The organism is Bacillus sp. HMA207, assembly GCF_003402455.1.
Classification (GTDB): Bacteria; Bacillota; Bacilli; order Bacillales; family Bacillaceae_G; genus Bacillus_A; species Bacillus_A cereus.
Genome location: NZ_BEZT01000001.1, coordinates 1,998,576 through 2,022,582 on the forward strand (window position 1 = coordinate 1,998,576; position 24,007 = coordinate 2,022,582).

The following is a 24,007-nucleotide window of genomic DNA, read 5'->3' on the forward strand; positions in this document are numbered from 1 at the left end:
GGGTAGAAAAGGAGTAGTGACATGGATAATACAAAGGTGCGTGTTGAAAACGTAACAAAAGTATTCGGGAAACATCCGCAAAGAGCCCTTTCCTTATTAAAAGAAGGAAAAAGTAAATCGGAAATTTTAAAAGAGACAGGAATGAACGTTGGGGTGAAAAAAGCAACGTTTGAAGTTTACTCTGGAGAGATTTTCGTTATTATGGGTTTGTCTGGTAGCGGGAAATCTACGCTAGTTCGTATGTTAAATCAATTGATTAAACCAACTGCAGGTCATATATACATAGATGGTGAAGACATCGCAACGATGGGAAAAGAAGAGTTACGGAGAGTAAGAAGAACGAAAATGAGTATGGTATTTCAGAAATTCGCTCTATTTCCGCATCGTACAGTTATACAAAATGTTGCATATGGTTTAGAAATACAAGGAGTTCCGGTTGAAGAGCGAGAGAAAAAAGCGTTAGAATCGCTACAGTTAGTAGGACTCGATCATCATAAAGATAATTATCCAAGTCAACTTAGTGGTGGTATGCAGCAGCGCGTTGGAATCGCAAGGGCACTAACGAATAATCCAGATGTATTACTAATGGACGAGTCATTTAGTGCATTAGATCCACTTATTCGAAAAGAAATGCAAGATGAATTGTTAGAGTTACAAGATAAAATGGAAAAAACGATTATATTTATTACGCATGATTTAGATGAAGCGCTTCGAATTGGAGATCGTATCGCATTAATGAAAGATGGAGAAATCGTCCAAATTGGAACGCCAGAAGAAATTATGATGAGCCCCGCAAATGAATTTGTAGAAAAGTTTGTTGCGGACGTGAATTTAGGAAAAGTAATTACGGCTGAGTCTATTTTAAAACGACCAGAAACTTTATTGATTGATCGTGGACCTCGTGTGGCCCTTCAAATTATGAGGAATGCAGGCGTCTCAACTGTATATGTTGTAAACAAAAAGTATGAGTTTTTAGGTATATTAACTGCGGATGATGCGAGTAAAGCAGTACAAAAACAGTGGCCGATTGCTGATTTATTACTTAATGATATTCCGCATGTGTATTTGGATACTTTACTGGAAGAGACATATGCAAAAATGGCAGAGATGAAATATCCGTTACCGGTAATCGATGAGAAGAAAAGGCTAAGAGGAATTATTAAACGTGAAAGTGTCATTCAAGCTCTTGCAGGAAACATTGAGGAAGAGGTGAAAGACGATGAATAGTATACCACGTATTCCATTAGGGGAATGGGTCGACTCATTTGTTGCAAGTTTATATGAACACTTTGAAGGCTTATTCCGAGGATTCTCTTATATTATTGGTGGATTCGTTGATTTACTCACTAATTTTTTAACAATAATACCTGCCATATTGATGATTATTATCTTGTGTTTCTTCATTTGGTACACAACGAGGAAATTATCTTTAGTCATTTTTACGCTTATTGGATTATTATTCATTTTGAATATTAACTACTGGGCACAAACGATGCAAACATTAGCACTCGTACTTACGTCTGTTATTATTTCAATTATTGTCGGAATTCCAATTGGTATATTAGCATCTCAAAATGAGCGTTTCTCAAAATTTTTAAAGCCAACATTAGATTTTATGCAAACAATGCCGGCATTCGTATACCTCATTCCAGCGATTACATTTTTCGGAGTTGGTGTAGTACCTGGAATTATTGCATCGGTAATCTTTGCAATGCCACCGACAATTCGTTTTACTGACTTAGGGATTAGACAAGTTCCAGAAGATTTAATTGAAGCAGCGAATGCGTTTGGATCCACAGCATCACAAAAACTATTTAAAGTACAATTACCACTTGCAACCGGAACGATTATGGCTGGTGTGAACCAAAGCATTATGCTTTCTTTATCGATGGTTGTAACAGCATCACTTGTAGGAGCTCCAGGGCTTGGAGTTGATGTATATCGCTCTGTAACACAAGTTAATATCGGAATGGGATTTGAAGCTGGATTAGCTATCGTAGTAATCGCAATTATATTAGATCGAATTACACAAGGGTTCCATACGAAAAGAAAATAATGACCAAAAAACACACTTTTATAATACAAAGTGTGTTTTTTATTGCATCTAGATTACATATGAACGATAACAGAACCTCCAGCTGGTGCACAAACTTGGTGTTGTTGTTCCATTGATTTGATGAATTGATTATTTTCCTCGATTAATGAGATTAATTTAGTTAATTGACTTTCAAGACTTGCGATATGCTGCATCATATATTGTGAATCATGATGCAATGTATTCCTTGCGGGATGGGGGGAATAAACATACTGTTGATTTATATTTTGATTCCAATGAGGATACATTTGAATTGTTCCTCCTTCAATAAATTACGAAGCTTTCTTATAGTAAATGCCTATGTATAATTAATAGTTACTTGAAAACTTTTCAATATAAAAGGAGTATGTACAGAAAATGGAAAATATTATATGTGAAGTTAAAGTACATTTTTTTGAAATGTTCAAGTGAGATAGTGAATATATTAATACATTCAAGTAAGTGTATGTTGTTTAGCGAGAAATGATGGGAGGAGATGCAATTTTGGCTAAAAATAAAAAAAGAAATGATGCTTTGGCAATAGGTATTGGTATAGGAGTTGTAATCGGTGTATTCCAAGGTTATTTTACAAATAATTTAGTAATCGGAATTGTGATTGGGATCGTAATTGGGATTGCGTTTTTGAAGAAATAATGAGGTTTAAATTCATTTCAAAAATTGCTGTATCAAAAGAGTGAATCTTCGGAATATAAATCCTTTTTTTCCTTTTTTTATGATATTATATATGAAAAGGATGGTGATGAATATGTCAACGAACGATCAAGTAAAACTAAACTGTTTTATTTGTGAAAAGCATAAAGGAAATATTATAGTTCCAGGTGGAGCTATTTACGAAGATGAACTGCTTTACGTTGGACATGTCTACTGGGATAGTGAAGAAACATACTTGGGTTATGTAATGATAGATATAAAAAGGCATGTACCTGGCCTCGCTGAACTAACAGATGAAGAAGCGAAAGCGTTCGGACTTATAACAAGTAGAGTAAGTAAAGCGCTAAAAGAAAGCGAAGGTGCAGAGCATATTTACACTTTTGTTTCAGGGAATGGTGTACCACATATGCATATGCATATCATACCGCGTTATGCAAATACACCAAAAGAGTTTTGGTCACCAACCGAGATAGCGAAATGGACCGGCGCACCATATGGTGACGCAGCGAAAATCAAAAAACTATGCGAAAGAATACGAGAGTATATGGTGAGTGAATATGCATACAACAAATAATAGACAACATTCATGGGTTGGAAGTAGAGAAATGTGTTTAGACGAAATTTCGGTAAAGCAATATGGTGATATCGTGCTCGGTGCATATGGTGGGAATATTAGTGCCGGAGCAAAAAAGAACGAAGATGGTGCGTTAGTTTGGTCAAATGGTGATTGGGAATTTGCAGCTATATTAGATGGACATAATAGTGCAGAAAGTGTTGATTTAGTAGTAAATACAATCGAAAAAGAATATGAAAATATAAAAGTAATTTTGAATGAATCAATTAATACAGTGTTTCAATCTATTGAAAATCATATACTGACAATTTTTCAGTCATCTTCATTTAAGGAAAAGTGCAAAAAAATTAAAGGTGAAACAGCTTGCTTACTATGTGTAAGGAAAGAAAATTATATATGGTGGCTTTCTATCGGTGATGGTTTAGTGTATGTATTTCATGAAGAGTTACATAAGTTAGGACAATATGCATTAAATCAACGTCATTTTTACGAATGGATTGGAAATGTAAACACATTTGATTTACCTGTGCCTTGCTATTCATCAGGTATTCGTGAATTACGTACTGGAAAGAACCGAATTGTAATGGTGACAGATGGTGTATTAGAATGCGGGGAACGCCGATATGAAACACCTGTAAATTTGTATAATGCTATGAATAGAAATGATAAAACACTTAAAGAAAATATTCACAATGTTTTAGAACACGTGCATCATCAGTTGGGACGTGATAGTGCGACAATTATTAGTTGGGACGTAGAAAATAAAAGGAATGCTACGTATCCGAGTGATCAGCCGGAGAAAATGCAAGTAAGAAAATAAAAGGATAGGGTTTTCTGTCAATTATAAAAATAACTCTATTAATTTTATCGGTACTATCTATATTCGTTTTTGAAAAAATAGAAAGAAAAAGGATTAAACATCCCGAAACAAAAGGGATGGGAAATAGATTGTTGTTATACAATACATAAAACATGTCTTGATAAAACTACTACTAAAGAAGATAAAGAAAATGAATACATTATCTACATATTAAAAAATATATAATCCATTTTGTTACGAAAACATAATTAATTTAATAGGAGGGAATGCAATGGGCAACTCTACTATTTGGATTATAGTTATTATTATAATAATTGGAGGATATTTTTTAGAAAAGTTTTTAAGAAAAAAACTAAATATGCCAAAGGGCAATGCTTGGATATATAAGCATGTAAATAGTTTACATGTAAAATTAGAAATAGGTCTTTTTATCGTATATCTTATAGTAAGTTTTATTTATCTGTTCAAAGTAGAAAATGCTAATATAGGAATTGCTGTACTTACTTATTTTGGAGCAATTTCCTTATTACGCGTATGGATGGAATGGAAGTATAGCAGAGAGACAAAGGAATATATTCTTTCTATAATTGGATTCTTTGCATTTGTTTTTATGGTTTCAATGTTACTTTATTTTGATCCTCTTTCTACATACTAATGTCGTTTTGGTTTTTCATGATGAATATTTAAAAAGAGTAGCTACCATTATTTATCTTGATAGTTACTCTTTATATTTACATCTTCTTAAAGCTTCTCAAAACAAGGTATTCCCACAATCTCCAAGGAAGAATCTTCTTCGTAAAGATCATAAATTTTACATCTTTTCCAATAGGATATCGTAAAGTAGTACGCTTTGTTTCAGCAATTTCAACGATTTTATTAGCAACATCTATCGGATTACCAAATGTATCACTACCGCTATTAATATGTTTTTGTATTTTATCCATATACTCTTTGTAAGGAGATGTTGTATCAGATTGATTTTCAGCTAGTTGTTTCCCAACCTCCCATATGTTTGTGTTATAAGAACCTGGTTCAATTAAAGCAACATCTATTCCGAAAGGTTTTACTTCTAAGCGAAGCGATTCACTCCAGCCTTCTAATGCATATTTTGAAGATACATAAGGAGATAAACCAGGGAATCCAACTTGGCCGCTAATGCTGCTTATATTAATGATTTTTCCACTTCTTTGTTTTCTCATATACGGTAAGACAAGCTGGGTAATTGATATAGCTCCAAATAGGTTCGTTTCAAATTGTTTACGGTATTCCTCTACTGGAATTTCTTCTACAAAGCCGCCATTTGCATATCCTGCATTATTAACAAGAAGGTCTACTTTTTGTATTTCTTTTAAAAATAATTGGAAGTTATGTATAGAATTTTGATCGGTTACATCTAATTGTTGAACTTTTATATTTTGCTGTAAGTTAAGTTGAGTAACTTGAGATAGTAAGTTCACTTGTTTTTCAAGGTTTCGCATTGTAGCGATAACTAAATAATCTTTTTTTGCGAGTTCGAGTGTAGTTAATAGTCCAAATCCACTTGAGGCTCCTGTAATTATTGCGATTTTTTTATTCATTTTCTGCCAGCTTTCTTTTTCTTTTATCATAACGAGTTATGATAAGAAAATCTATTATTCTTACATTCAGTATGAAATGAATTTGTATGTAAAAAAGGGGATTATAGGGAATGAGCGTATATAGAGTAGTGTATATTAATATGATAATGAAATGAGGGAAGAAACATGGTCCATGTGAAAGATGTATTAGCAGATCAGTTATTAGCAAATGCGAATGATCCCAGTTGGTATATGCCATTTTCAGATGCAGTTAAGGATTTATCTGAGAGGGAAGCTTTCTGGAAACCGAATGAAGAGTGTAATAGTATAGCCGAAATCGTACAACATTTACTGTATTGGAACTCTACGTGGCAAACTAGGTATAAAGAATCACATGTTAATGCAGTACCCGCTATAGGAGATAATAATAAAAGTTTTATGCTTTCAGATAATCAAATTTTCGATGAATTACGGGAAAAGCTACTAGAAAAACTGTTACAATGGCAAACTCTCATAAATGAAGACAAGGTTGAAAGTGATGTAGCGGGATTTCCCGTTTCTGCAAAATGGTGGGAAGTGTTAGCGAATGTAACAACTCATAATGCATATCATATTGGGCAAATTATTTACATCCGAAAATTACAGCAGAGCTTTGATAATGAATAAGATAATAGTTCTCAAATTAGGTGAACAAAAGTGGACAAAACGAGACAAATGTCTCATTTTGTCCACTTTTTATTATGAAAGAAAAGCGAAAACCTATTAAAGCAAGGATTAGAATTTGGCACGGTACTTGCAATATAAAAGACGAACAAGAAAATAGGAGGGCTGGACATGTTAAAAACAACTGAAAGTAAAGGGAATGAAATTACGAAAGAACAAGCTCGTTGGATGTACGAAAAAATGTTAGAGATTCGTAAGTTTGAAGATAAGGTGCATGAATTGTTCGCGCAAGGCGTTTTGCCAGGTTTCGTTCATTTATACGCAGGTGAAGAAGCGGTAGCAGTTGGTGTATGTGCCCACTTAACGGATAGTGACAGTATTACAAGTACACATAGAGGTCATGGACATTGTATCGCAAAAGGTTGTGATTTAAATGGTATGATGGCTGAACTTTTCGGGAAAGCGACAGGATTATGTAAAGGAAAAGGCGGTTCCATGCATATTGCCGATTTAGATAAAGGAATGCTAGGTGCGAATGGCATTGTAGGCGGCGGTTTCCCACTTGCTTGCGGTTCAGCATTAACAGCTAAATATAAAGGAACAAAAGATGTAAGTGTTTGCTTCTTCGGTGACGGAGCAAATAATGAAGGGACATTTCATGAAGGGGTTAATTTAGCGGCGATTTGGAAGTTACCAGTTATTTTTATCGCAGAAAATAACGGTTACGGTGAAGCAACTACATTTGAATATGCTTCAAGTTGTGATTCTATTGCTGATCGTGCAAAAGCTTATAATATTCCAGGTGTTCAAGTAGATGGAAAAGATCTTCTAGCTGTATATAAAGCTGCTGCAGAAGCAGTGGAACGTGCGCGTAATGGTGATGGTCCAACAATTATTGAATGTATGACATATCGTAATTACGGTCATTTCGAAGGTGAAGCGCAAACATATAAAACATCAGAAGAAAAAGAAGAACATTTAAATGAAAAAGATGCAATTGTGAATTTTCGTAAGCATTTAATTCATGAAGCTTTATTAACTGAGTCTGAACTTGTGGATATGGAAAAGGCAGTAGATGAGGCAGTACAAAGATCAATTGAGTTTAGTGAAAATAGTCCGTATCCAGATGATGAAGAATTATTAAAAGATGTTTATGTTTCTTATAAATAAGAGGAGGGTGAAAAATTATGACTAGAACAGTAAGTATGTCAACTGCAATCAATGAAGCGATGAAAATATCGATGCGCCGTGATGAAAATGTAATTTTAATAGGAGAAGACGTTGCAGGTGGTGCACAAGTTGATCATTTGCAAGATGATGAAGCATGGGGCGGTGTTCTTGGTGTTACGAAAGGACTTGTACAAGAGTTTGGCCGAAATCGTATATTGGATACACCAATTTCTGAAGCGGGTTATATGGGAGCCGCGATGGCAGCTGCTGCAACTGGGTTACGTCCGATAGCTGAGTTAATGTTTAATGATTTTATCGGTAGTTGTCTTGACCAAGTATTAAACCAAGGTGCGAAATTCCGTTATATGTTTGGAGGTAAAGCAAAAGTACCTGTTACAGTACGTACGATGCATGGCGCTGGTTTTAGTGCAGCAGCTCAGCATTCACAAAGTTTGTACGCATTATTTACGAGCATACCAGGTATTAAAGTTGTTGTTCCTTCCACGCCGTATGATGCAAAAGGCTTATTATTAGCAGCAATTGAAGACGATGACCCAGTAATCTTCTTTGAAGATAAAACACTTTACAACATGAAAGGTGAAGTGCCAGAAGGATACTATACAATTCCATTAGGGAAAGCCGATATTAAACGGGAAGGTTCTGATGTAACAATCGTCGCAATTGGAAAACAAGTTCATACGGCGCTTGCAGCTGCTGAGCAATTATCGAAAAAGGGGCTTGAAGTAGAAGTAATCGATCCACGATCTTTATCACCACTTGATGAAGATACGATTTTAGCATCTGTTGAAAAAACAAATCGTCTTATCGTCATTGACGAAGCAAACCCAAGATGTAGTATCGCAACAGATATCGCGGCAATTGTAGCGGATAAAGGATTTGATTTGCTAGATGCACCTATTAAACGAATTACAGCACCACATACACCTGTTCCGTTTTCGCCACCACTTGAAAAGTTGTATTTGCCAACGCCAGAAAAAGTAATTGAAACTATATCAGAAATGATCGGAGACCAATCTTTATTACATGTGTAATGGAACGATGAGAAGGGAGAGAGCAGTATGGCTGTAGAAGTTGTAATGCCAAAGTTAGGTATGGCGATGAAAGAAGGTATTATTACGAACTGGAATATTAAAGCAGGCGATAATGTAGCAAAAGGAGAACTAATTGCTAGTATTAATTCAGAAAAAATTGAAACGGAAATTGAAGCGCCAGCTGATGGTACGGTGCTTGATATAGCTGTAAGTGAAGATGAAGGGGTGCCGCCTGGTACTGTAATTTGCTACATCGGTAAACCGAATGAAAAAGTAGAAATGCAGGAAAGCACACATGTGGTAGAAGAAAAAACATTTAATATAGAAGTACAAAATGTACAAAATCAAGAACCAAATGGGAAAGAAGTAGCCAAGCAAAGAATTAAAATTTCACCTGTAGCGAAGAAAATTGTAAAGTCTGAAAATTTAGATATCAAGGTGTTAGTTGGTACAGGTCCTGGCGGAAGGATTACAAAGGCAGATGTATTAAAAGCACTTGAGGTAAGAGGAATCGTTCCGGAAATATCTGAACAAGAAGAAAGTAACGTGATTCCTGTTACTGGTATGCGTAAAGCGATCGCAAATCGTATGCACGCAAGCTTACAAAATAGCGCACAATTAACGTTAACGATGAAAGTAGATGTAACAGATTTAGTTGCTTTACATAAAGAAATAGCGAAAGTTGTACAAAAAAGATATGATAATAAATTAACCATTACGGATTTCGTCTCGCGTGCTGCTGTATTAGCACTTGGAGAGCATAAAGAAATGAACAGCGCTTATATAGATGATGCAATTCATCAATTTGAACATGTGCATTTAGGCATGGCAGTCGCATTAGAAAAAGGGTTAATCGTTCCAGCTATTCGCTTTGCAAATAATTTATCTTTAGTAGAATTGTCTAAAGAGATTAAGAATGTGGCACAAAAGGCGCGAGCAGGTAGCTTAAGTAGTGATGATATGCACGGAACGACATTTACAATTAGTAATTTAGGTAGCTTTGGTATTGAATATTTCACACCTGTATTAAATACACCTGAGACTGGCATTTTAGGTATTGGCGCAATTGAACATGTTCCTGTATATAAAGGGAAAAAATTAAAAAAAGGTAGTATGTTACCTTTAAGTTTAACATTCGATCATCGTGTACTAGACGGTGCACCAGCAGCTGCATTTTTACGCACAATTAAACATTATTTAGAAGAACCTATAACAATTCTTTTATAAAGAGAAGGTGAGAGAATGAGTAAACTAGTTGTAATTGGAGGCGGACCAGCTGGATATGTAGCGGCAATTACCGCGGCTCAAAATGGCAAAGGTGTCACTCTTATTGATGAAGCTGAACTTGGCGGAACGTGTTTAAATGTTGGTTGTATGCCTACGAAATCACTATTAGAAAGTGCTGAAATACATGACATTGTGAGAAAAGCGAATGATTATGGAGTTACGCTTAATACAGGAAGTATATCAATTGATTGGAATCAAATACAGGCGAGAAAATCACAAATCGTAATGCAACTCGTCCAAGGAATACAATATTTAATGAAGAAAAATAAAATTAAAGTTGTAAAAGGAAAAGCGAAATTCGAAACGGATCATCGTGTGCGAGTTGTACAAGGAAATAAAGAAGAAGTAGTTGATGGAGAGAGCTTTATTATCGCATCTGGTTCCGAACCTACAGAATTACCATTCGCTCCGTTCGATGGAAAATGGATTTTAAATAGTAGCCATGCCATGTCTCTTGAGAGTGTACCATCTTCATTGTTAATCGTTGGCGGTGGTGTAATAGGATGTGAGTTTGCAAGTATTTATAGTAGACTTGGCACAAAAGTATCGATAGTTGAAATGGCACCGCAATTACTACCTGGTGAAGATGAAGATATCGCGAATATTTTAAGAGAGAAATTAGAAAAAGATGGTGTGAAAATTTTTACGGGAGCAGTTTTAAAAGGATTAAATAACTATAAGAAGCAAGCTTCATTTGAGTACGAGGGAATTACTCACGAAGTAACTCCAGAATTTGTTCTTGTTTCTGTAGGAAGAAAACCACGAGTGCAACAATTAGGATTAGAAAAGGCAGGGGTTCAGTTTTCAAATAAAGGGATTTCTGTGAATGAACATATGCAAACGAACGTATCGCATATTTACGCAGCTGGTGATGTAATCGGTGGAATTCAGCTTGCTCACGTTGCCTTCCATGAAGGAACGACAGCAGCATTACACGCAAGCGGAGAAGATGTGAAAGTAAATTATCACGCTGTGCCCCGTTGTATATACACAGCTCCAGAAATAGCTAGTGTAGGGTTAAGTGAAAAAGGTGCAAGAGAACAATATGGTGATATCCTCATCGGAGAATTTCCTTTTACAGCGAACGGAAAAGCTCTTATTTTAGGAGAACAAGTAGGTAAAGTAAAAGTCATTGTAGAACCTAAATACCAAGAAATTGTAGGGATTTCTATTATCGGTCCTTATGCAACTGAACTTATTGGTCAAGGAACCGTAATGATTCATACAGAAGTTACCGCTGATATAATGAGAGATTATATTGCAGCACATCCAACTTTATCTGAGGCGATTCATGAAGCGTTAATGCAAGCAGTAGGACATGCTGTACATGCTTAAATAGAAATATGATAAACCACTATTCTCTAAATGAAAGAGAGAATAGTGGTTTGAATTTTTATAGAAGAAATTAAATATCTTATTACTATTTAATTTCAATCGCTGAAGTAATATCGTTCCAATCAGCAGCTAAATTAGCAGTTTTACCGTACCAATCAGCATGTTTAAATAAAACGCCTTTTCCATATCCTTGTGTTGAAGTGTGCTCCCAAAGTGTAGTTGAATAACTTGCAGAAGGTGACGCTGTACTTACAGAAGAAATTCTGTCATTCCAGCTAGATGGTAAGTTTTTAAAGCCGCTACTCCAGTAAATATATTGTCCACCTTTATCTTTATGTTCATAAAAATCAGTACTACCAGCACCGCTACCTAAAGGATTAATTTTATTTTTAATTGCTTTTTTATCCTTTTCAATATACGCATCTAATGTTTCACGGCTAGTAAAACCATAAGCTAGCCAATCTCCATTTTCATTTTGCTCTGGTAATACCATAGTAATTTGGATATCTTTCTTATCCTGCTCACTTAATTTTGCAAATGAATTAACATTTTGTTCATCCACTTTTAAATAATCAAATGACTTAATTGTGTTACTTTTTTCTTCAGCACTTACCGCACCTAGTCCTCCAGTTAGTGCAAAACCCGCTACTAATGTCCCTGCTACTAATTTCTTCAACATATAACCATCCCTTTTTGTTTGAATTTTTGTACAGGTGAATCTTGTACAGCTAAAATGTATTCTAATTTTATACTTTTGTAAATATTCTGAAGTTTTAGAAATAATAGGCGGAATATTTACAGTTTTACATTTTTTCTTTAGAAAGAATGGTTATTGGAATGATATAATAAGTGGATATATTGTTTTTACTGGATGTAAAGATGTTTTAGGAGAGGTGTCATTGAAATATTTTACAAGAGATTGGTATAAAGAAATGCAAGTTTTAGAATTTGTAAGTTTTATAGATTCTATAAAAGAATGGTCGGAAATGGATATAGAAAGTTTAAAGGAGGAAATTGAGAAAAGGAAAATAGATTTATTAAAGTTCCTTCCTGAATCGATATACTCAATTATACAAAACATCACAACTAATTCAGAATACCCATCAGGTGAACTGAAAAAACGTATGCGAAAGTGGTCAACAGATTATGAGAAAAGAGTGGCACAATTAGATCAATCATACGTAGAATATTTTAATTCCATTGAGAAAAAACTTCCGTCAAATGTCGTTCAGTTACACAAGACATCATTACACGACAGTGTAATTAAAGTAGTAAAGAGAAAGTCAGAAGATACTTTGTCTATCGTATTAGATTGCAGTGGTACTTTTAGTGAATTTGATAAATTTGAAGTAACCTTTATAGGAGTAGCAAAGTGTTCTATGCCGGAAAACTTTGAAAATGCTTGGTGGTTATATCATGAAATAGCTCTTACTGAAGATGGTTTTGAACTAGGTGTTTTATTCGACTGTCCATTTAGAGAAGTGACGATTTGTGCGACAGATGTATTACTTGTGAAGAAATAATTTTTTATGGAGCATTACAAACGTTTGACATAATAAAAAAATAAAGTTATTGTAGATACATGAAGTCTACAATAGGGGCTGTACTATGAAATATTCTAAAGCTACAAATTATGCTCTTCATACAATGCTTTTTCTGGCAAAGGCTACACCAAATAAGTTAGTTAGTGTTCACCAATTAGCAGAAATGCAAAATGTTTCACCAACGTACTTGTCTAAAATACTAACTAAGTTGACGAAGGAAGGGATGATACATTCATCATCTGGTCCAAAGGGCGGTTACTCGCTTAGTAAGAATTGGGAAGATATTTCATTTTTAGATATTATACATGCAATTGAAGGTAAAACATCATTGTTTGAATGTTGTTTACATGACAAACCTGGATGTTTAATTAATGAAGTAATGCTTGCAGCAGAAGAGAAAATGGAAGAAGAGTTACGAAATCAAAAAATCGTAGATCTTGCGAAAAAAATAAAAGTGGATTTTTAATCTGCTTTTATTTTTAAATTAATTAAGGATAAAAAGACTCTTTGATATCTTTAATTGTGGTTAGAAAATGATATGAAGAAGGAGAGAAGATGATGACTAAATTTTGGAATGATCGATATAAATCAGATGAATATTTTTACGGGGAAGAACCTAATACATTTATTAAAGAACAAGCATTTCGTTTAGCAAATCACAATAAAGTAATAGCTTTCGCGGAGGGAGAAGGTAGAAATGCTGTATTTCTAGCAAGACAAGGGAACGAAGTAACAGCTATTGATTATTCGGAAGATGGATTAGAGAAGACAAAAAAATTGGCAGAGAAGCATAACGTAAACGTGCATACAAAAAAAGTAGATTTATTAGCTGATAGTTTGCCAGAAAATGAATATGATGCAGCAATTATGGTATTTGGACATTTTCATGATGATTATAAAAAAATGATATTAGGTAAAATGATACAAACGATAAAGCCTGGTGGTTTAATTATGTTTGAAGTTTACTCAAAAAAACAAATAAACTATGGTACTGGTGGACCAAAAGATGTTGATATGCTGTATGATCCAATTGATATCCTTACTTGGTGTGAAGAGCATAAGGTAATTCATTTCTTTAATGGCGAACAAGAGCGAATTGAAGGGAAAGGGCACACTGGTTTAGCTGATGTTATTCAAGTTGTTATTAGAAAATTATTATAAGTGTTAATGAAAGTTAAATGTATGAATGTAAAAGACCAGTCATGTAAGACTGGTCTTTCTATTTAGATACTAAATTATCAAGCTTCCAATATGTATCTGTTAACGGCGCTGCTTTGCTATCTATGTATAAATACATATTATTTAAATCTTTTGGTGAAGTTTTCATATTAAATTCAATGTCAGTAGTTAAAGAAAATTCAGATGGAATTTTTTTAGCATTTTCATTTTGTATAACTTTACCTTCGTATTTTTCACCCGTTTTGTCATCTTTTATGAAATATTTTATTTCTGAAAGATCTATCGTTTGTCCGTCAACACGAGCGTTATTTATAGTAACGCGAGCTGTGAGACGCCACTCTTTGTCTATTTTTTCGAATTTAGCATTTTCAACAGTTGCTCTATAGTATTCGTTTTTAAATATTTCCCCATAGTGCATTGCATTCTTTTCGAGAGCGCTCTTTTCTTGTTTTGATGTAGTATTGCTATTACATCCTGTTAATATTCCAGTAAATAATAATGCTGTACATGTCGTTTTGATTAATGGTTTCATAGTAATCCCTTTCTGTATTAAAAAGTAAAACATAGGAATAATTTTACATCAATAGGAAGATGAATGGAAGTATTTTTTCGTAATATACAGATATATATTTATTCGGTTGTCAAGTTAACAGGATAGAAAGAGGGAGAAGACTGTATAAAACGGAATAAATAAGAATTGAAAATATTGTAAAATTGAAGAGGCATGCATATAATTAAAATAAAGTTTAAGTTTCTGAATCTTCAATAACGGTGGTGATGACATGTTTACTGAAGAGCGTCGAGAGAAAATTTTAGAGCTACTTAATACAGATGGAAGAGTAATCGCAAAGGATCTTGCGGAAAGATTTGATATGTCTATTGATTCTATAAGAAGAGATTTGTCTATTATGGAAAAGGATGGTTTATTAAAAAGAACGCACGGAGGTGCAATTGAACTTACGCGAGTGAGAAACTTAGCTGCGGAACCAGCTAAACGTTATAGTGATAGCTCAATATATGAGGACACAATTGCAAGAGTTGCGGTATCTTATATACAAGAAGGTGATTCAATTTTTATTGGTGGGGCTTCCGTTCATAATGCGATGCTGAAATATTTACCAGAAGTATCATTTACGGTTATTACGAATTCTATAGAAATAGCTGGTTATCTACGAGAATATAAGAATATTGATACGTATTTAATTGGCGGAAAAGTAAAACCTTCAGGGAATATTACTGATACACTTGCCTCTGAATTGATAAGTAGATTTTCTATTGATCTTTATTTCTCTACAGGTGGAGGCATTTCATTACAAGGTATTAGTACTGCAACACCTGAAGTTGCTTATTTTAGTAAAAGAGTAAGTGAAATTGCTAGAAGAAATATTTGTTTAGTTCCGCATAATAAACTTGGAATAGATTGTTTTATAAGAGGAGAGTCTCTAAAAGAAATTGACATTATTATAACTGACGAAGAGGCTAGTAAAGAAACTGTTCAGGACTTTGAGAAACAAGGTAAACAAGTTGTAATAGCGCCATTATATTCATTTGAAAGGAGTTTGACATGATTGTAAAAGAGCAAGAGTTTTATATAAATGGATTAACTTATACAATTCGTTCTGCAGCTGAGAAAGATGCTGAGCAGTTATCGAAAATTAGAGTTCAGATTGATGGAGAAACTGAAAATATGGATAGAGATGCTGGAGAGGGATTTATAGATGACCTAGGGTTTCAAAAAATAATAAAAACAGATAGTGAAGAGACTAAGAATCTCTTTTTAGTTGCAGAAGTGCACAATCGAATCGTTGGATTTTCAAGATGTGAAGGATCAAATTTTAAGAGATTATCTCATAAAGTGGAGTTTGGCGTTTGCATTTTAAAAGAGTTTTGGGGATATAGAATGGGGAAGAGCCTATTACAACAATCTATTAAATGGGCTGACGAAAATGCAGTGAATAAAATATCTTTACAAGTATTAGAGACAAACGAGAAAGCTATTCATCTTTATAAAAAATTAGGTTTTGAAGTAGAAGGCATTTTGAAAAATGACAAAAGACTATCGGATGGAAAGTATTATAATACGGTAGTGATGGGAAGATTTACCAATACTTTTCATGAAAGAGGTGAAGAAGTATGTTTTACAGAAGGAAGTACTATGTAGTGAAAAATGAATTTATAGAAGTATTTAATGATCATTTCAATAATACGAACTTACCTAATCAATTAAAGCATGGTTCTAGGCTAATAGGACGCTGGATGAAAGATAATAAGAATGGTACGTCTGAAGTATTTGCCATATGGGAATATGATAGTTATGAACAGTATAATGAAATAGAATCGAAAATTAGAAGTGACGAGAGGCATATTAAAGGAATACATGAATGGTATGAAAACCATGGCGGGAAAGAATATGTTTTACAGGAGTACATAGTAGAGATAAAAAATGAAGAGTTAGTATGTACTGTAAAGTAACAGAGGGGTGAGGGATAATAGAAATTAAAACAAAATTATATTTTAGTTTAGCATCCGCTATTTTATTTGCAATAGCCGTGATTGTTTTCTTTATAAATGGTAATCCACAAAAGTGGTTTTGGTTATGTATTTTCTTTGCATCCATTATACAAAATATAGTGCTACTAAAAAAGAATAAAGAAGTGCATTAGGATATTCAAATTATTAACATATTTGTGTCGTATTGCTAGTTGTATTGAAAACGCTTTTATTCAGTTTTATAATAAAAGTATGTTTTATAAATCTCCAAAACAATTAAAAGGGAGATGATACAATGTTAGCTTCACCGTTTTACTTACATACATGGAAAAAGTTTGTTAATGAAGGTGTTCTTGATTCAAATCGTATAAATCAAAGAATTTCAGAATCGTGGCATCGATGTAAACAGGCTAATGTTAATCCTCATATGAATAAAGGTCAGAAAGTTTTGTCTTCTAATATTTTTCGAGAACAAAAGAAAAAGAGTGAAATTTTCCTTGATATAGCATTACCCCAAATACAAAATATGAGAAAAACCATTGATGAACTACAAATGATGGCATTATTAATCGATCCAGATGGTTATGTCCTATCCTTAAGTGGAAATAAACAAACGTTAAAGCGAGCGAAACATATTAATTTTATTGAAGGTGTAAAATGGACGGAAGCAGCTGTGGGGACAAACGCAATAGGAACAGCGCTAGAAATTGAAGAAGCTATTATGATAAGTGGTACTGAACATTACTCCGTGGTATCTCATAGCTGGAGTTGTGCGGCTGCTCCTATTCATAACGATGACGGGAAATTAATTGGTATTCTAGATTTCTCCTGTCCAATTGAATTTTCGCATCCATATATGCTCGGTATGGTAACTTCAATTGCACATGCGATTGAACGTGAATGTAGCATAAGAGTTCATCAAAATGAATTACACTTAATCCATCGTTTTTTAGATGTCATTGATAGTGATGAACAAGTAGTTATTTGTAATCATCGTGATGTTATCGTTTCTGCGAGTAAGAGCGTTCGGGAACGAGTAACTAATTGGTCAAGAATGAAACTTGAAGATTTAGTGCACCATGGATTGGAAACTAAATTAGAGATACCGGTATATAGTAATGAAAGAATGATCGGGAAATGTATGTATTTAAAGGAAAACAAACAAATGAATACATATTCTGCTTTCACATTTATAAAAGGAATTACTTTTCCAGGAGTTACCGGGACAAGTAAAGCATTTCAACACACACTAGAAGAAATTAAGCTTGTTTCACCGACTGATGCTAGTGTGTATGTATGTGGTGAGACAGGAGTAGGAAAGGAATATGTCGCGAGAGCGATTCATGAAAATAGTCCAAGAAAAGACGGACCCTTTATAGCTGTTAACTGCGGTTCTTTGCCTAAAGAATTAATGGAAAGTGAATTGTTTGGTTATGCTGAAGGTGCGTTTACAGGTGCGCGACGTCAAGGATATAAAGGGAAATTTGAACAAGCGAATGGAGGAACACTGTTTTTAGATGAAATTGGCGAAGTACCACCAGAGATGCAAGTAGCCTTATTGCGTGTTTTACAAGAACGCACAATAACTCCAATAGGAAGTTCAAAAGAGGTACCAGTAAATATTCGTATTATTACTGCCACACATAAAGATTTACTAAGGTTAGTAGAAGAAGGGAAATTCCGTCAAGATTTATATTATCGTTTGCACGTTTATCCGTTATATGTTCCATCGTTAATAGAAAGAAAAGAGGATATCCCATATTTTATACAACACTTTTGTGAACGGAAGAATTGGAATGTTGTATTTCCAAAGAGTATATACAATCAATTTTTACAACATACATGGCCCGGAAATATTCGGGAACTAGTAAATGTATTAGAACGTATTTACATTTTGTCGCAAGGACGGGAAATATGCGAAAAGCAAGTCGCTTTTTTGATACAAACAATGACGGGAAATCAACAACAACTTGAGTTACAAGTTGAAAATAAAACAGAACATACATTGAATTTTCGCGAAAAAATACAGCGTGATAGCATGATTGAAGCGTTAGAAAAGACGAACGGAAATGTTTCGTTAGCCGCAAAACTGTTAAATGTTCCTCGAAGTACATTTTATAAACGAATGCAGAAATATAAGCTATAAAGTAGATTTTTGTAATCTACTTTTTCTTTGTGGGCTCATGTTCTGTCGGAATGTGCGCTTACCGGGGAAATAATAGAATTGTTAGAAAATAATTCCCAGAAGGGGGACTTATGTGAAGTATATTGAAATTGGCTTCGGAAATAGGTGGTTCGTTCGAACAGAAACCGAAAATAAAGATGGAACTGAATTTGAAGAACGAGGAATTATAAAACCTATTTATTTTGAGTCACTATATGTACGAATGTGGTTTCGGAAAACGTGTTTAATTTTTGATACGAAAGAAGGATTTAAAAAGATTAAGAAGAAGAGGATTGAATATAAATTTATAGTTGGAATTGTAAGTAGACTGAATAAAGAAAAAGTGTGCTAACATACATAGTTATATTGGCCAGGAAATTCTATTGACTTATATCAAACTCATAAAAAGTAATTTTACTAAATATAAATTGTTAATAAAACCACTAAGGAAACTTAGTGGCTTCTTTTTTTATAGGAAGGATTTTCATATGAATAGGATCTTAACGATTGTACTTGCAATTATTGTAATGAGGTATTCCATTTATAGTTGGAATGATGTTTCGGAACAGAGTATGCTAATTTTACAAACGCTTATAGGGATTATGTTAGTTAGTTTAGGAGTGCAAAATTTTAAAAATAAAGAAAATAAAAGTATGGGCATCGCTTGACTACTCGTTGCGTTATATTTAATTGTTGTATTGTTAGTAAAACATTTTGCATGAATAAGTATTTAAATTATTTATTCATGATTTTCTTATTACGAAAAACATTCTCGCAATAAAAGTTAAAATTCCACTTGTATTTCACTATATAAAATATGGCATAATGATTTAGTTAAATAGAAATGGATAGGGTATTTGAGAGGGGCAGTATAATGAGTTTTGCAATTGAAATAGTAATAAAAGCACCAATGGATATTGTATGTGACTATATAATAGAAGATGAAAAAATAAAAGAATGGAATACGTTTATAATAGAAAATCGCTATCCTTCAAATATGGATAAAGAGAATCCACGTGTAGGAGATAAATATATTACTGTTCAAAAAGTCGGTAAGAAAATATTCGAGGCTGAAGTAGAAATCCTTGAATACGATGCACCGCATATTATTTCACTTGGTAGTGAAATGAAGCAAGGATATTCAGCAATGACTTATATGTTAGAAGAAGATGAGGAAGGTACAGCACTAACATTAATTTCAGAATATGAACCTAGTAATTTTTATTATAAAATGATGTATAAGTTAACAGGCTGGATATCACGAGGTTTAACTATGGAACAAATGGAGCGTCTAGCAGAATGTGTAGAAGCTGCTTATCATAAAGAAGATTAATATTAAAAATATATTAAGGTAAAAGCGTTACTCAATCTCATGAGTAACGCTTTTACTGTTTGAAGATTTTTCATTGAAAATCTCAATAGCTCTTTCATATATTTCTTTATCAACACAAAATCTTTCTGTTATCCAATAATTAAGTTCAGAAGATGTAATGATTTGTTCTCTTTTCTTACCTTGGAAATATTGTTTTAAAACATTATCATTTATAGAAGTCGGAATGCCATTGATATAACCGAAAATCTGAATTTTCTTTAATACAGGAGATGTACGCCAATCGTTAGACCTTGAAATAAGTTCTTTCATATTTGATAAGTGTATTGGTTCTATGTGTAAGGTTTTTGTGGGACCTGGATTTCTAGTAATTTCAATCTTATTATTTGAGACTTCATAAGTGAAAGTTTCTCTTACATTACTTACTTGAAATGATTCATAAAGTGGGTAAGCTTGGAATAAAGGTGCACAGTAACCAACATCAACATAATAAGGTTGGTCTAAGTTAACCCGTAAGCATAAATGTCCGGGGTCCATATACATATATTGAACATCAAAACCAAGATTTGATAATAACCAATGGAATCCAATCGAGTGAGTCCAACAAGTACCGCCCAGACCTTTTGTTGTAATACGGTTTATGTATGTCTCAATGGAAGGAAAATAATTACCTGTTTCATTCCCCTTTTCCCAGTCAATTATTTTAGTAAGGGTTTCCCATTTTATTTTTTCTTGATGAGCTTTAATAAGCTCATTTAAAAACTTTAAGTTAGTAGGTGTTTTGTCGTACCTAAAAATGATAGAAAGCTATTTACTAGTTGTACTTGGGTCATTTTCTTATCCTTTCTATATAGAAATTGTTATTGGTATCATTATAGAATATATGTCAGAAAATACAGTTATTCATTAATGGAGTGGGAGAGAATTATATGTCGATGTCGCTATATTATAAAAAAATCCGGGAGCAATTAGGACATGAACTAATATTCATGCCAAGTGTAGCTGCAGTTATTAAAAACGAGCAGGGAGAAATCTTATTTCAATATCCTGGCGGAGAATACTGGAGTTTGCCAGCTGGAGCAATTGAGCCTGGAGAAACTCCAGAAGAAGCGGTAGTTCGTGAAGTGTGGGAAGAAACGGGTTTGAAAGTGCAAGTAAAAAAACAAAAAGGGGTATTTGGAGGGGAAAGGTTCCGTCATATATATCCGAATGGCGATCAAGTAGAATATATTGTTGTTGTGTTTGAATGTGAAATTACTAGTGGAAAACTGAAATCGATAGATGGTGAATCTTTAAAACTACAATATTTCTCATTTTCTGAAAAGCCTACTTTAGCGCTACCATACCCAGTTAATATATTTTTATAGATGTAAAATAACACACCTTCCTTATTGAAGGTGTGCTATTTATATAACCCGGTCGTATACATCTCCGTTAACGTATACACAATTTCCTCTAAGTTAATCTTTTTGTCATTTTGCGTAATAGTCCAAAGAAACGATTCATTCATCGAGAACCAACCACGTGCTACAATCTCTTTATTTAAATTAGGTTGTGCTAATCCACTTTCTTGAGAGTAAGTAATATCCTGTTTAATGCTTGTTATAAAACGTTCCCGAATCTCATCCCATTTTTGCCGTATTTCTCTTGATAATCCTATCGCTTCCTCTACAACTTGCAAAATAGCGCGTTCTTCATTTGCTAATTGCAGGAATGCTCTAACTTGATTTTGGATCATTATACGTGCTTCCTCTTTTGTTTGTGGAGAAAAAGAGCGTTCAGCGATATTATAAAAACGATTCATAACATCTTCCATTAAACTAATTAGGAGATCATCTTTGTTTTTGAAGTATACATATGCTGTTCCGTAACCAGTTTCTGCATGTTTAATAATTTGTGTAATTGTCGTTTTTTGAAATCCATTATTTATAAAAATAGTGTAACCAGAGTGTAATAGTTTCTTCTTCGTTTCTAAGGAGCGGTGTTTTCTTGATGAAAGAGTAGAGTTTTTCAAAGAATCACCTCTTTATACTGAAATATCTGAAAATATAACTGTATTGTAAAAGAAGTTCATATATAAAGTCAACTGACATAATATCATTGACGTTGTATCAATTAAGGTGATATATTTCAATTAGTTAGAATAAAAAGAAAATTAAGAGAAGGTGACACCATGTATAAAGAACCATTTCAACCAACTTATGAGTATGCGCTTGAATGTGATAAACATGATGAACTGAAAGATTTTCAAACTGAATTCTATAAAAAAGAAGGTACTATATATTTAGATGGAAACTCATTAGGGCTACTTTCAAAAAGAGCAGAGAAATCATTACTTACGTTGCTAGATTCGTGGAAAGAGTATGGCATTGACGGCTGGACAGAAGGTGAGCACCCGTGGTTTTTCCTTTCAGAGAAATTAGGTAAACTTACAGCCCCTCTTATTGGTGCTTTACCGGAAGAAACTATTGTAACCGGTTCTACAACTACAAATATACACCAAGTTATTGCGACGTTTTACGAACCAAAAGGAATACGTACAAAAATACTTGCGGATGAATTAACTTTCCCATCAGATATTTATGCACTTCAAAGTCAAATTCGTTTAAAAGGATTAGATCCAGAGGAGCATTTAGTAAGAGTGAAAAGCCGAGATGGTAGAACACTTTCTGAAGAAGATATTATCCATGCGATGGAAGATGATATCGCTTTAATTTTATTACCTTCTGTTTTATATAGAAGTGGTCAAATTCTTGATATGAAACGTTTAACAACGGAAGCTCATAAACGCGGCATTCACATTGGATTTGATTTATGCCATTCAATAGGATCTATTCCGCATCATTTCAAAGATTGGGATGTCGATTTTGCTGTTTGGTGCAATTATAAATATTTAAATGCAGGACCGGGTAGTGTTGCAGGCCTTTATGTAAATAGTAAACATTTTAATAGACTGCCAGGATTGTCTGGATGGTTTAGTTCTAGAAAAGATAAACAGTTTGATATGGAGCATACATTAACAGCTGCTGATCATGCAGGTGCTTATCAAATTGGTACACCGCACGTATTAAGTACAGCACCATTAATTGGTTCACTTGAAATTTTCAAAGATGCTGGTATTGAACGTTTACGTGAGAAATCTTTACATATTACGAGATACATGCTGAATTTAATTGGACATGAATTAAAAGATTTCGAATTTACAATTGGAAATCCATTAGAGGATGAAAAACGAGGCGGGCACATTTATTTAGAGCATGCAGAAGCAGCACGTATATGTAAAGCACTAAAAGCAAATGGAGTAATCCCAGATTTTAGAGCGCCAAATGGGGTGAGACTTGCGCCGGTCGCTTTATATAACACATACGAAGAAGTGTGGAAATCTGTACAAATATTAAAGAAAATTATGAAAAATGAAGAGTATAAGCAGTTTGAAAATAAGCGAGAGGTTGTGGCATAAATATGAAAACATCAGAGTGGATTGATATTTCACAACCGCTAAATAATAATATTGCAACGTGGCCAGGAGACACACCGTTCTCGTATGAAGTTTCATGGTCAAAAGAAGAAAGTGGCTCAGTAAATGTCGGAAAGTTAACGATGAGTATTCATACAGGCACTCATATTGATGCACCATTTCATTTTGATAATGATGGAAAGAAAGTATTGGATTTAGATGTTCAAGTTTATGTTGGCCCAGCACGGATTATTGACGTTTCTAATCTTGAAAGCATCGGGAAAAAGGAATTAGAAAGCTTTCATTTAGAAGGTGTAGAACGATTATTATTACGTACATCTTCACATGGAAAAGCTGAAGAATTTCCAGAGGTGATCCCTCATTTACGTGCAGACATAGCGTCGTTTCTTTCAGAGAAAGGTATTCGTTTAATCGGAGTAGATGTACCATCAGTTGATCCGCTAGATGATAAAGAATTAGCAGCGCATCATCAATTATTTAAACATGGAATTCATATTTTAGAAAATGTCGTACTAGATCATGTAGCAGACGGTGATTATGAACTTATTGCATTACCACTTGCATTAACTGATGCAGATGGAAGTCCAGTTCGAGCCGTTATTAGACCAATATAAGTAGA

The 24,007-nt window shown here is 33.9% G+C and carries 29 protein-coding genes and 1 pseudogene; 24 read left to right on the top strand and 6 right to left on the bottom strand.

Features of this window, described 5'->3' with window-relative positions; all coding sequences use genetic code 11:
- The first annotated feature begins 21 nt into the window (after nt 1-21).
- Both HMAS_RS10495 and HMAS_RS10500 read left to right on the top strand, forming a co-directional pair.
- Nucleotides 22-1,227: a quaternary amine ABC transporter ATP-binding protein gene (locus HMAS_RS10495; protein WP_000370606.1), complete on the top strand. Its 1,206-nt coding sequence runs from the start codon at nt 22-24 to the stop codon at nt 1,225-1,227.
- Entirely contained in the window at nt 1,220-2,056 is an 837-nt protein-coding gene (locus HMAS_RS10500) for an ABC transporter permease (protein ID WP_001084759.1), read from the top strand. Before HMAS_RS10495 ends, HMAS_RS10500 begins: the two co-directional genes overlap by 8 nt.
- A 53-nt stretch (nt 2,057-2,109) precedes the next feature.
- Here the strand turns inward: HMAS_RS10500 and HMAS_RS10505 are convergent, their stop codons facing one another.
- Complete coding sequence (locus tag HMAS_RS10505) at nt 2,110-2,343, bottom strand: hypothetical protein (protein WP_116344794.1); 234 nt, start codon at nt 2,341-2,343, stop codon at nt 2,110-2,112.
- 217 nt (nt 2,344-2,560) lie between these two features.
- Here HMAS_RS10505 and HMAS_RS10510 point away from each other — a divergent pair, with 217 nt between their 5' ends.
- From HMAS_RS10510 to HMAS_RS10525, 4 genes are all read left to right on the top strand, one after another.
- Entirely contained in the window at nt 2,561-2,728 is a 168-nt protein-coding gene (locus HMAS_RS10510) for a hypothetical protein (RefSeq protein ID WP_000508397.1), read from the top strand.
- Nucleotides 2,729-2,828: 100 nt separating this feature from the next.
- Nucleotides 2,829-3,320: an HIT family protein gene (locus tag HMAS_RS10515; RefSeq protein WP_116344795.1), complete on the top strand. Its 492-nt coding sequence runs from the start codon at nt 2,829-2,831 to the stop codon at nt 3,318-3,320.
- The gene (locus tag HMAS_RS10520; protein ID WP_070180191.1) at nt 3,304-4,140 is read left to right on the top strand and encodes a PP2C family serine/threonine-protein phosphatase; all 837 of its coding nucleotides are present in this window, start codon (nt 3,304-3,306) and stop codon (nt 4,138-4,140) included. The genes HMAS_RS10515 and HMAS_RS10520 overlap by 17 nt, the downstream gene beginning before the upstream one ends.
- Nucleotides 4,141-4,411: 271 nt before the next feature.
- Nucleotides 4,412-4,795 (top strand): DUF4181 domain-containing protein, encoded by a 384-nt coding sequence (locus tag HMAS_RS10525; protein ID WP_000528446.1) that lies wholly within the window; start codon nt 4,412-4,414, stop codon nt 4,793-4,795.
- A 76-nt stretch (nt 4,796-4,871) separates the two neighbouring features.
- Here the strand turns inward: HMAS_RS10525 and HMAS_RS10530 are convergent, their stop codons facing one another.
- Nucleotides 4,872-5,717, bottom strand: coding sequence for an oxidoreductase (locus tag HMAS_RS10530; protein ID WP_046392803.1), 846 nt, complete (start codon nt 5,715-5,717; stop codon nt 4,872-4,874).
- A 165-nt stretch (nt 5,718-5,882) separates the two neighbouring features.
- Between HMAS_RS10530 and HMAS_RS10535 the strand changes: the two genes are divergently transcribed.
- The 5 genes from HMAS_RS10535 to lpdA all read left to right on the top strand — a co-directional run bounded on the left by HMAS_RS10535 (nt 5,883) and on the right by lpdA (nt 11,203).
- Nucleotides 5,883-6,362 (top strand): DinB family protein, encoded by a 480-nt coding sequence (locus HMAS_RS10535; RefSeq protein WP_046392802.1) that lies wholly within the window; start codon nt 5,883-5,885, stop codon nt 6,360-6,362.
- A gap of 168 nt (nt 6,363-6,530) precedes the next feature.
- Complete coding sequence (gene acoA / locus HMAS_RS10540; protein WP_000921272.1) at nt 6,531-7,529, top strand: acetoin:2,6-dichlorophenolindophenol oxidoreductase subunit alpha; 999 nt, start codon at nt 6,531-6,533, stop codon at nt 7,527-7,529.
- 17 nt (nt 7,530-7,546) lie between these two features.
- Complete coding sequence (gene acoB / locus HMAS_RS10545; protein WP_000198892.1) at nt 7,547-8,581, top strand: acetoin:2,6-dichlorophenolindophenol oxidoreductase subunit beta; 1,035 nt, start codon at nt 7,547-7,549, stop codon at nt 8,579-8,581.
- A 27-nt stretch (nt 8,582-8,608) separates the two neighbouring features.
- Complete coding sequence (locus HMAS_RS10550; RefSeq protein ID WP_116344796.1) at nt 8,609-9,808, top strand: dihydrolipoamide acetyltransferase family protein; 1,200 nt, start codon at nt 8,609-8,611, stop codon at nt 9,806-9,808.
- Between the two features lie 15 nt (nt 9,809-9,823).
- On the top strand, nt 9,824-11,203 hold the full coding sequence (gene lpdA / locus HMAS_RS10555; protein ID WP_000041217.1) for a dihydrolipoyl dehydrogenase: 1,380 nt from the start codon (nt 9,824-9,826) through the stop codon (nt 11,201-11,203).
- Nucleotides 11,204-11,288: 85 nt separating this feature from the next.
- On the opposite strand, the gene HMAS_RS10560 is transcribed toward lpdA, so the two are convergent.
- Nucleotides 11,289-11,882: a hypothetical protein gene (locus HMAS_RS10560; RefSeq protein WP_000914443.1), complete on the bottom strand. Its 594-nt coding sequence runs from the start codon at nt 11,880-11,882 to the stop codon at nt 11,289-11,291.
- 220 nt (nt 11,883-12,102) lie between these two features.
- Here HMAS_RS10560 and HMAS_RS10565 point away from each other — a divergent pair, with 220 nt between their 5' ends.
- The 3 genes from HMAS_RS10565 to HMAS_RS10575 all read left to right on the top strand — a co-directional run bounded on the left by HMAS_RS10565 (nt 12,103) and on the right by HMAS_RS10575 (nt 13,908).
- Nucleotides 12,103-12,726 (top strand): DUF4085 domain-containing protein, encoded by a 624-nt coding sequence (locus HMAS_RS10565; protein ID WP_048558523.1) that lies wholly within the window; start codon nt 12,103-12,105, stop codon nt 12,724-12,726.
- 85 nt (nt 12,727-12,811) lie between these two features.
- Nucleotides 12,812-13,213, top strand: a complete 402-nt coding sequence (locus tag HMAS_RS10570; protein WP_000877650.1) for an Rrf2 family transcriptional regulator — start codon at nt 12,812-12,814, stop codon at nt 13,211-13,213.
- 89 nt (nt 13,214-13,302) lie between these two features.
- Nucleotides 13,303-13,908, top strand: a complete 606-nt coding sequence (locus HMAS_RS10575; RefSeq protein WP_049108040.1) for a class I SAM-dependent methyltransferase — start codon at nt 13,303-13,305, stop codon at nt 13,906-13,908.
- 58 nt (nt 13,909-13,966) lie between these two features.
- On the opposite strand, the gene HMAS_RS10580 is transcribed toward HMAS_RS10575, so the two are convergent.
- Nucleotides 13,967-14,458: a hypothetical protein gene (locus HMAS_RS10580; RefSeq protein WP_000803253.1), complete on the bottom strand. Its 492-nt coding sequence runs from the start codon at nt 14,456-14,458 to the stop codon at nt 13,967-13,969.
- Nucleotides 14,459-14,708: 250 nt separating this feature from the next.
- Here HMAS_RS10580 and HMAS_RS10585 point away from each other — a divergent pair, with 250 nt between their 5' ends.
- The 7 genes from HMAS_RS10585 to HMAS_RS10615 all read left to right on the top strand — a co-directional run bounded on the left by HMAS_RS10585 (nt 14,709) and on the right by HMAS_RS10615 (nt 19,913).
- Nucleotides 14,709-15,494 carry a DeoR/GlpR family DNA-binding transcription regulator gene (locus HMAS_RS10585; RefSeq protein WP_006924315.1) on the top strand — a complete coding sequence of 262 codons (786 nt, stop codon included), beginning with the start codon at nt 14,709-14,711 and terminating at the stop codon, nt 15,492-15,494.
- Nucleotides 15,491-16,087 carry a GNAT family N-acetyltransferase gene (locus HMAS_RS10590; protein ID WP_000635682.1) on the top strand — a complete coding sequence of 199 codons (597 nt, stop codon included), beginning with the start codon at nt 15,491-15,493 and terminating at the stop codon, nt 16,085-16,087. The genes HMAS_RS10585 and HMAS_RS10590 overlap by 4 nt, the downstream gene beginning before the upstream one ends.
- Nucleotides 16,060-16,398 carry an NIPSNAP family protein gene (locus HMAS_RS10595; protein WP_000499991.1) on the top strand — a complete coding sequence of 113 codons (339 nt, stop codon included), beginning with the start codon at nt 16,060-16,062 and terminating at the stop codon, nt 16,396-16,398. Before HMAS_RS10590 ends, HMAS_RS10595 begins: the two co-directional genes overlap by 28 nt.
- Nucleotides 16,399-16,711: 313 nt before the next feature.
- Nucleotides 16,712-18,562, top strand: a complete 1,851-nt coding sequence (locus HMAS_RS10600) for a sigma-54-dependent Fis family transcriptional regulator (protein WP_000881435.1) — start codon at nt 16,712-16,714, stop codon at nt 18,560-18,562.
- 112 nt (nt 18,563-18,674) lie between these two features.
- The gene (locus tag HMAS_RS10605; RefSeq protein WP_000873828.1) at nt 18,675-18,932 is read left to right on the top strand and encodes a DUF3977 family protein; all 258 of its coding nucleotides are present in this window, start codon (nt 18,675-18,677) and stop codon (nt 18,930-18,932) included.
- A gap of 136 nt (nt 18,933-19,068) precedes the next feature.
- Nucleotides 19,069-19,248, top strand: coding sequence for a DUF3953 domain-containing protein (locus HMAS_RS10610; RefSeq protein WP_001079917.1), 180 nt, complete (start codon nt 19,069-19,071; stop codon nt 19,246-19,248).
- Between the two features lie 206 nt (nt 19,249-19,454).
- Nucleotides 19,455-19,913: an SRPBCC family protein gene (locus HMAS_RS10615; protein WP_000006415.1), complete on the top strand. Its 459-nt coding sequence runs from the start codon at nt 19,455-19,457 to the stop codon at nt 19,911-19,913.
- A 27-nt stretch (nt 19,914-19,940) separates the two neighbouring features.
- Here the strand turns inward: HMAS_RS10615 and HMAS_RS10620 are convergent.
- Nucleotides 19,941-20,743 (bottom strand): annotated as a pseudogene (locus HMAS_RS10620) (arylamine N-acetyltransferase).
- Nucleotides 20,744-20,839: 96 nt separating this feature from the next.
- Here HMAS_RS10620 and HMAS_RS10630 point away from each other — a divergent pair.
- Nucleotides 20,840-21,277, top strand: a complete 438-nt coding sequence (locus tag HMAS_RS10630; protein ID WP_000062926.1) for an NUDIX hydrolase — start codon at nt 20,840-20,842, stop codon at nt 21,275-21,277.
- 35 nt (nt 21,278-21,312) lie between these two features.
- Here HMAS_RS10630 and HMAS_RS10635 read toward each other — a convergent pair whose 3' ends face one another.
- On the bottom strand, nt 21,313-21,924 hold the full coding sequence (locus HMAS_RS10635; protein WP_000798542.1) for a TetR/AcrR family transcriptional regulator: 612 nt from the start codon (nt 21,922-21,924) through the stop codon (nt 21,313-21,315).
- A 159-nt stretch (nt 21,925-22,083) separates the two neighbouring features.
- On the opposite strand from HMAS_RS10635, the gene kynU reads away from it, so the two are divergent.
- Together kynU and kynB are read left to right on the top strand one after the other, a co-directional pair.
- The gene (kynU, locus tag HMAS_RS10640) at nt 22,084-23,370 is read left to right on the top strand and encodes a kynureninase (protein ID WP_000276298.1); all 1,287 of its coding nucleotides are present in this window, start codon (nt 22,084-22,086) and stop codon (nt 23,368-23,370) included.
- Nucleotides 23,371-23,372: 2 nt separating this feature from the next.
- Entirely contained in the window at nt 23,373-24,002 is a 630-nt protein-coding gene (gene kynB / locus HMAS_RS10645) for an arylformamidase (protein WP_000858074.1), read from the top strand.
- Nucleotides 24,003-24,007: the final 5 nt, after the last annotated feature.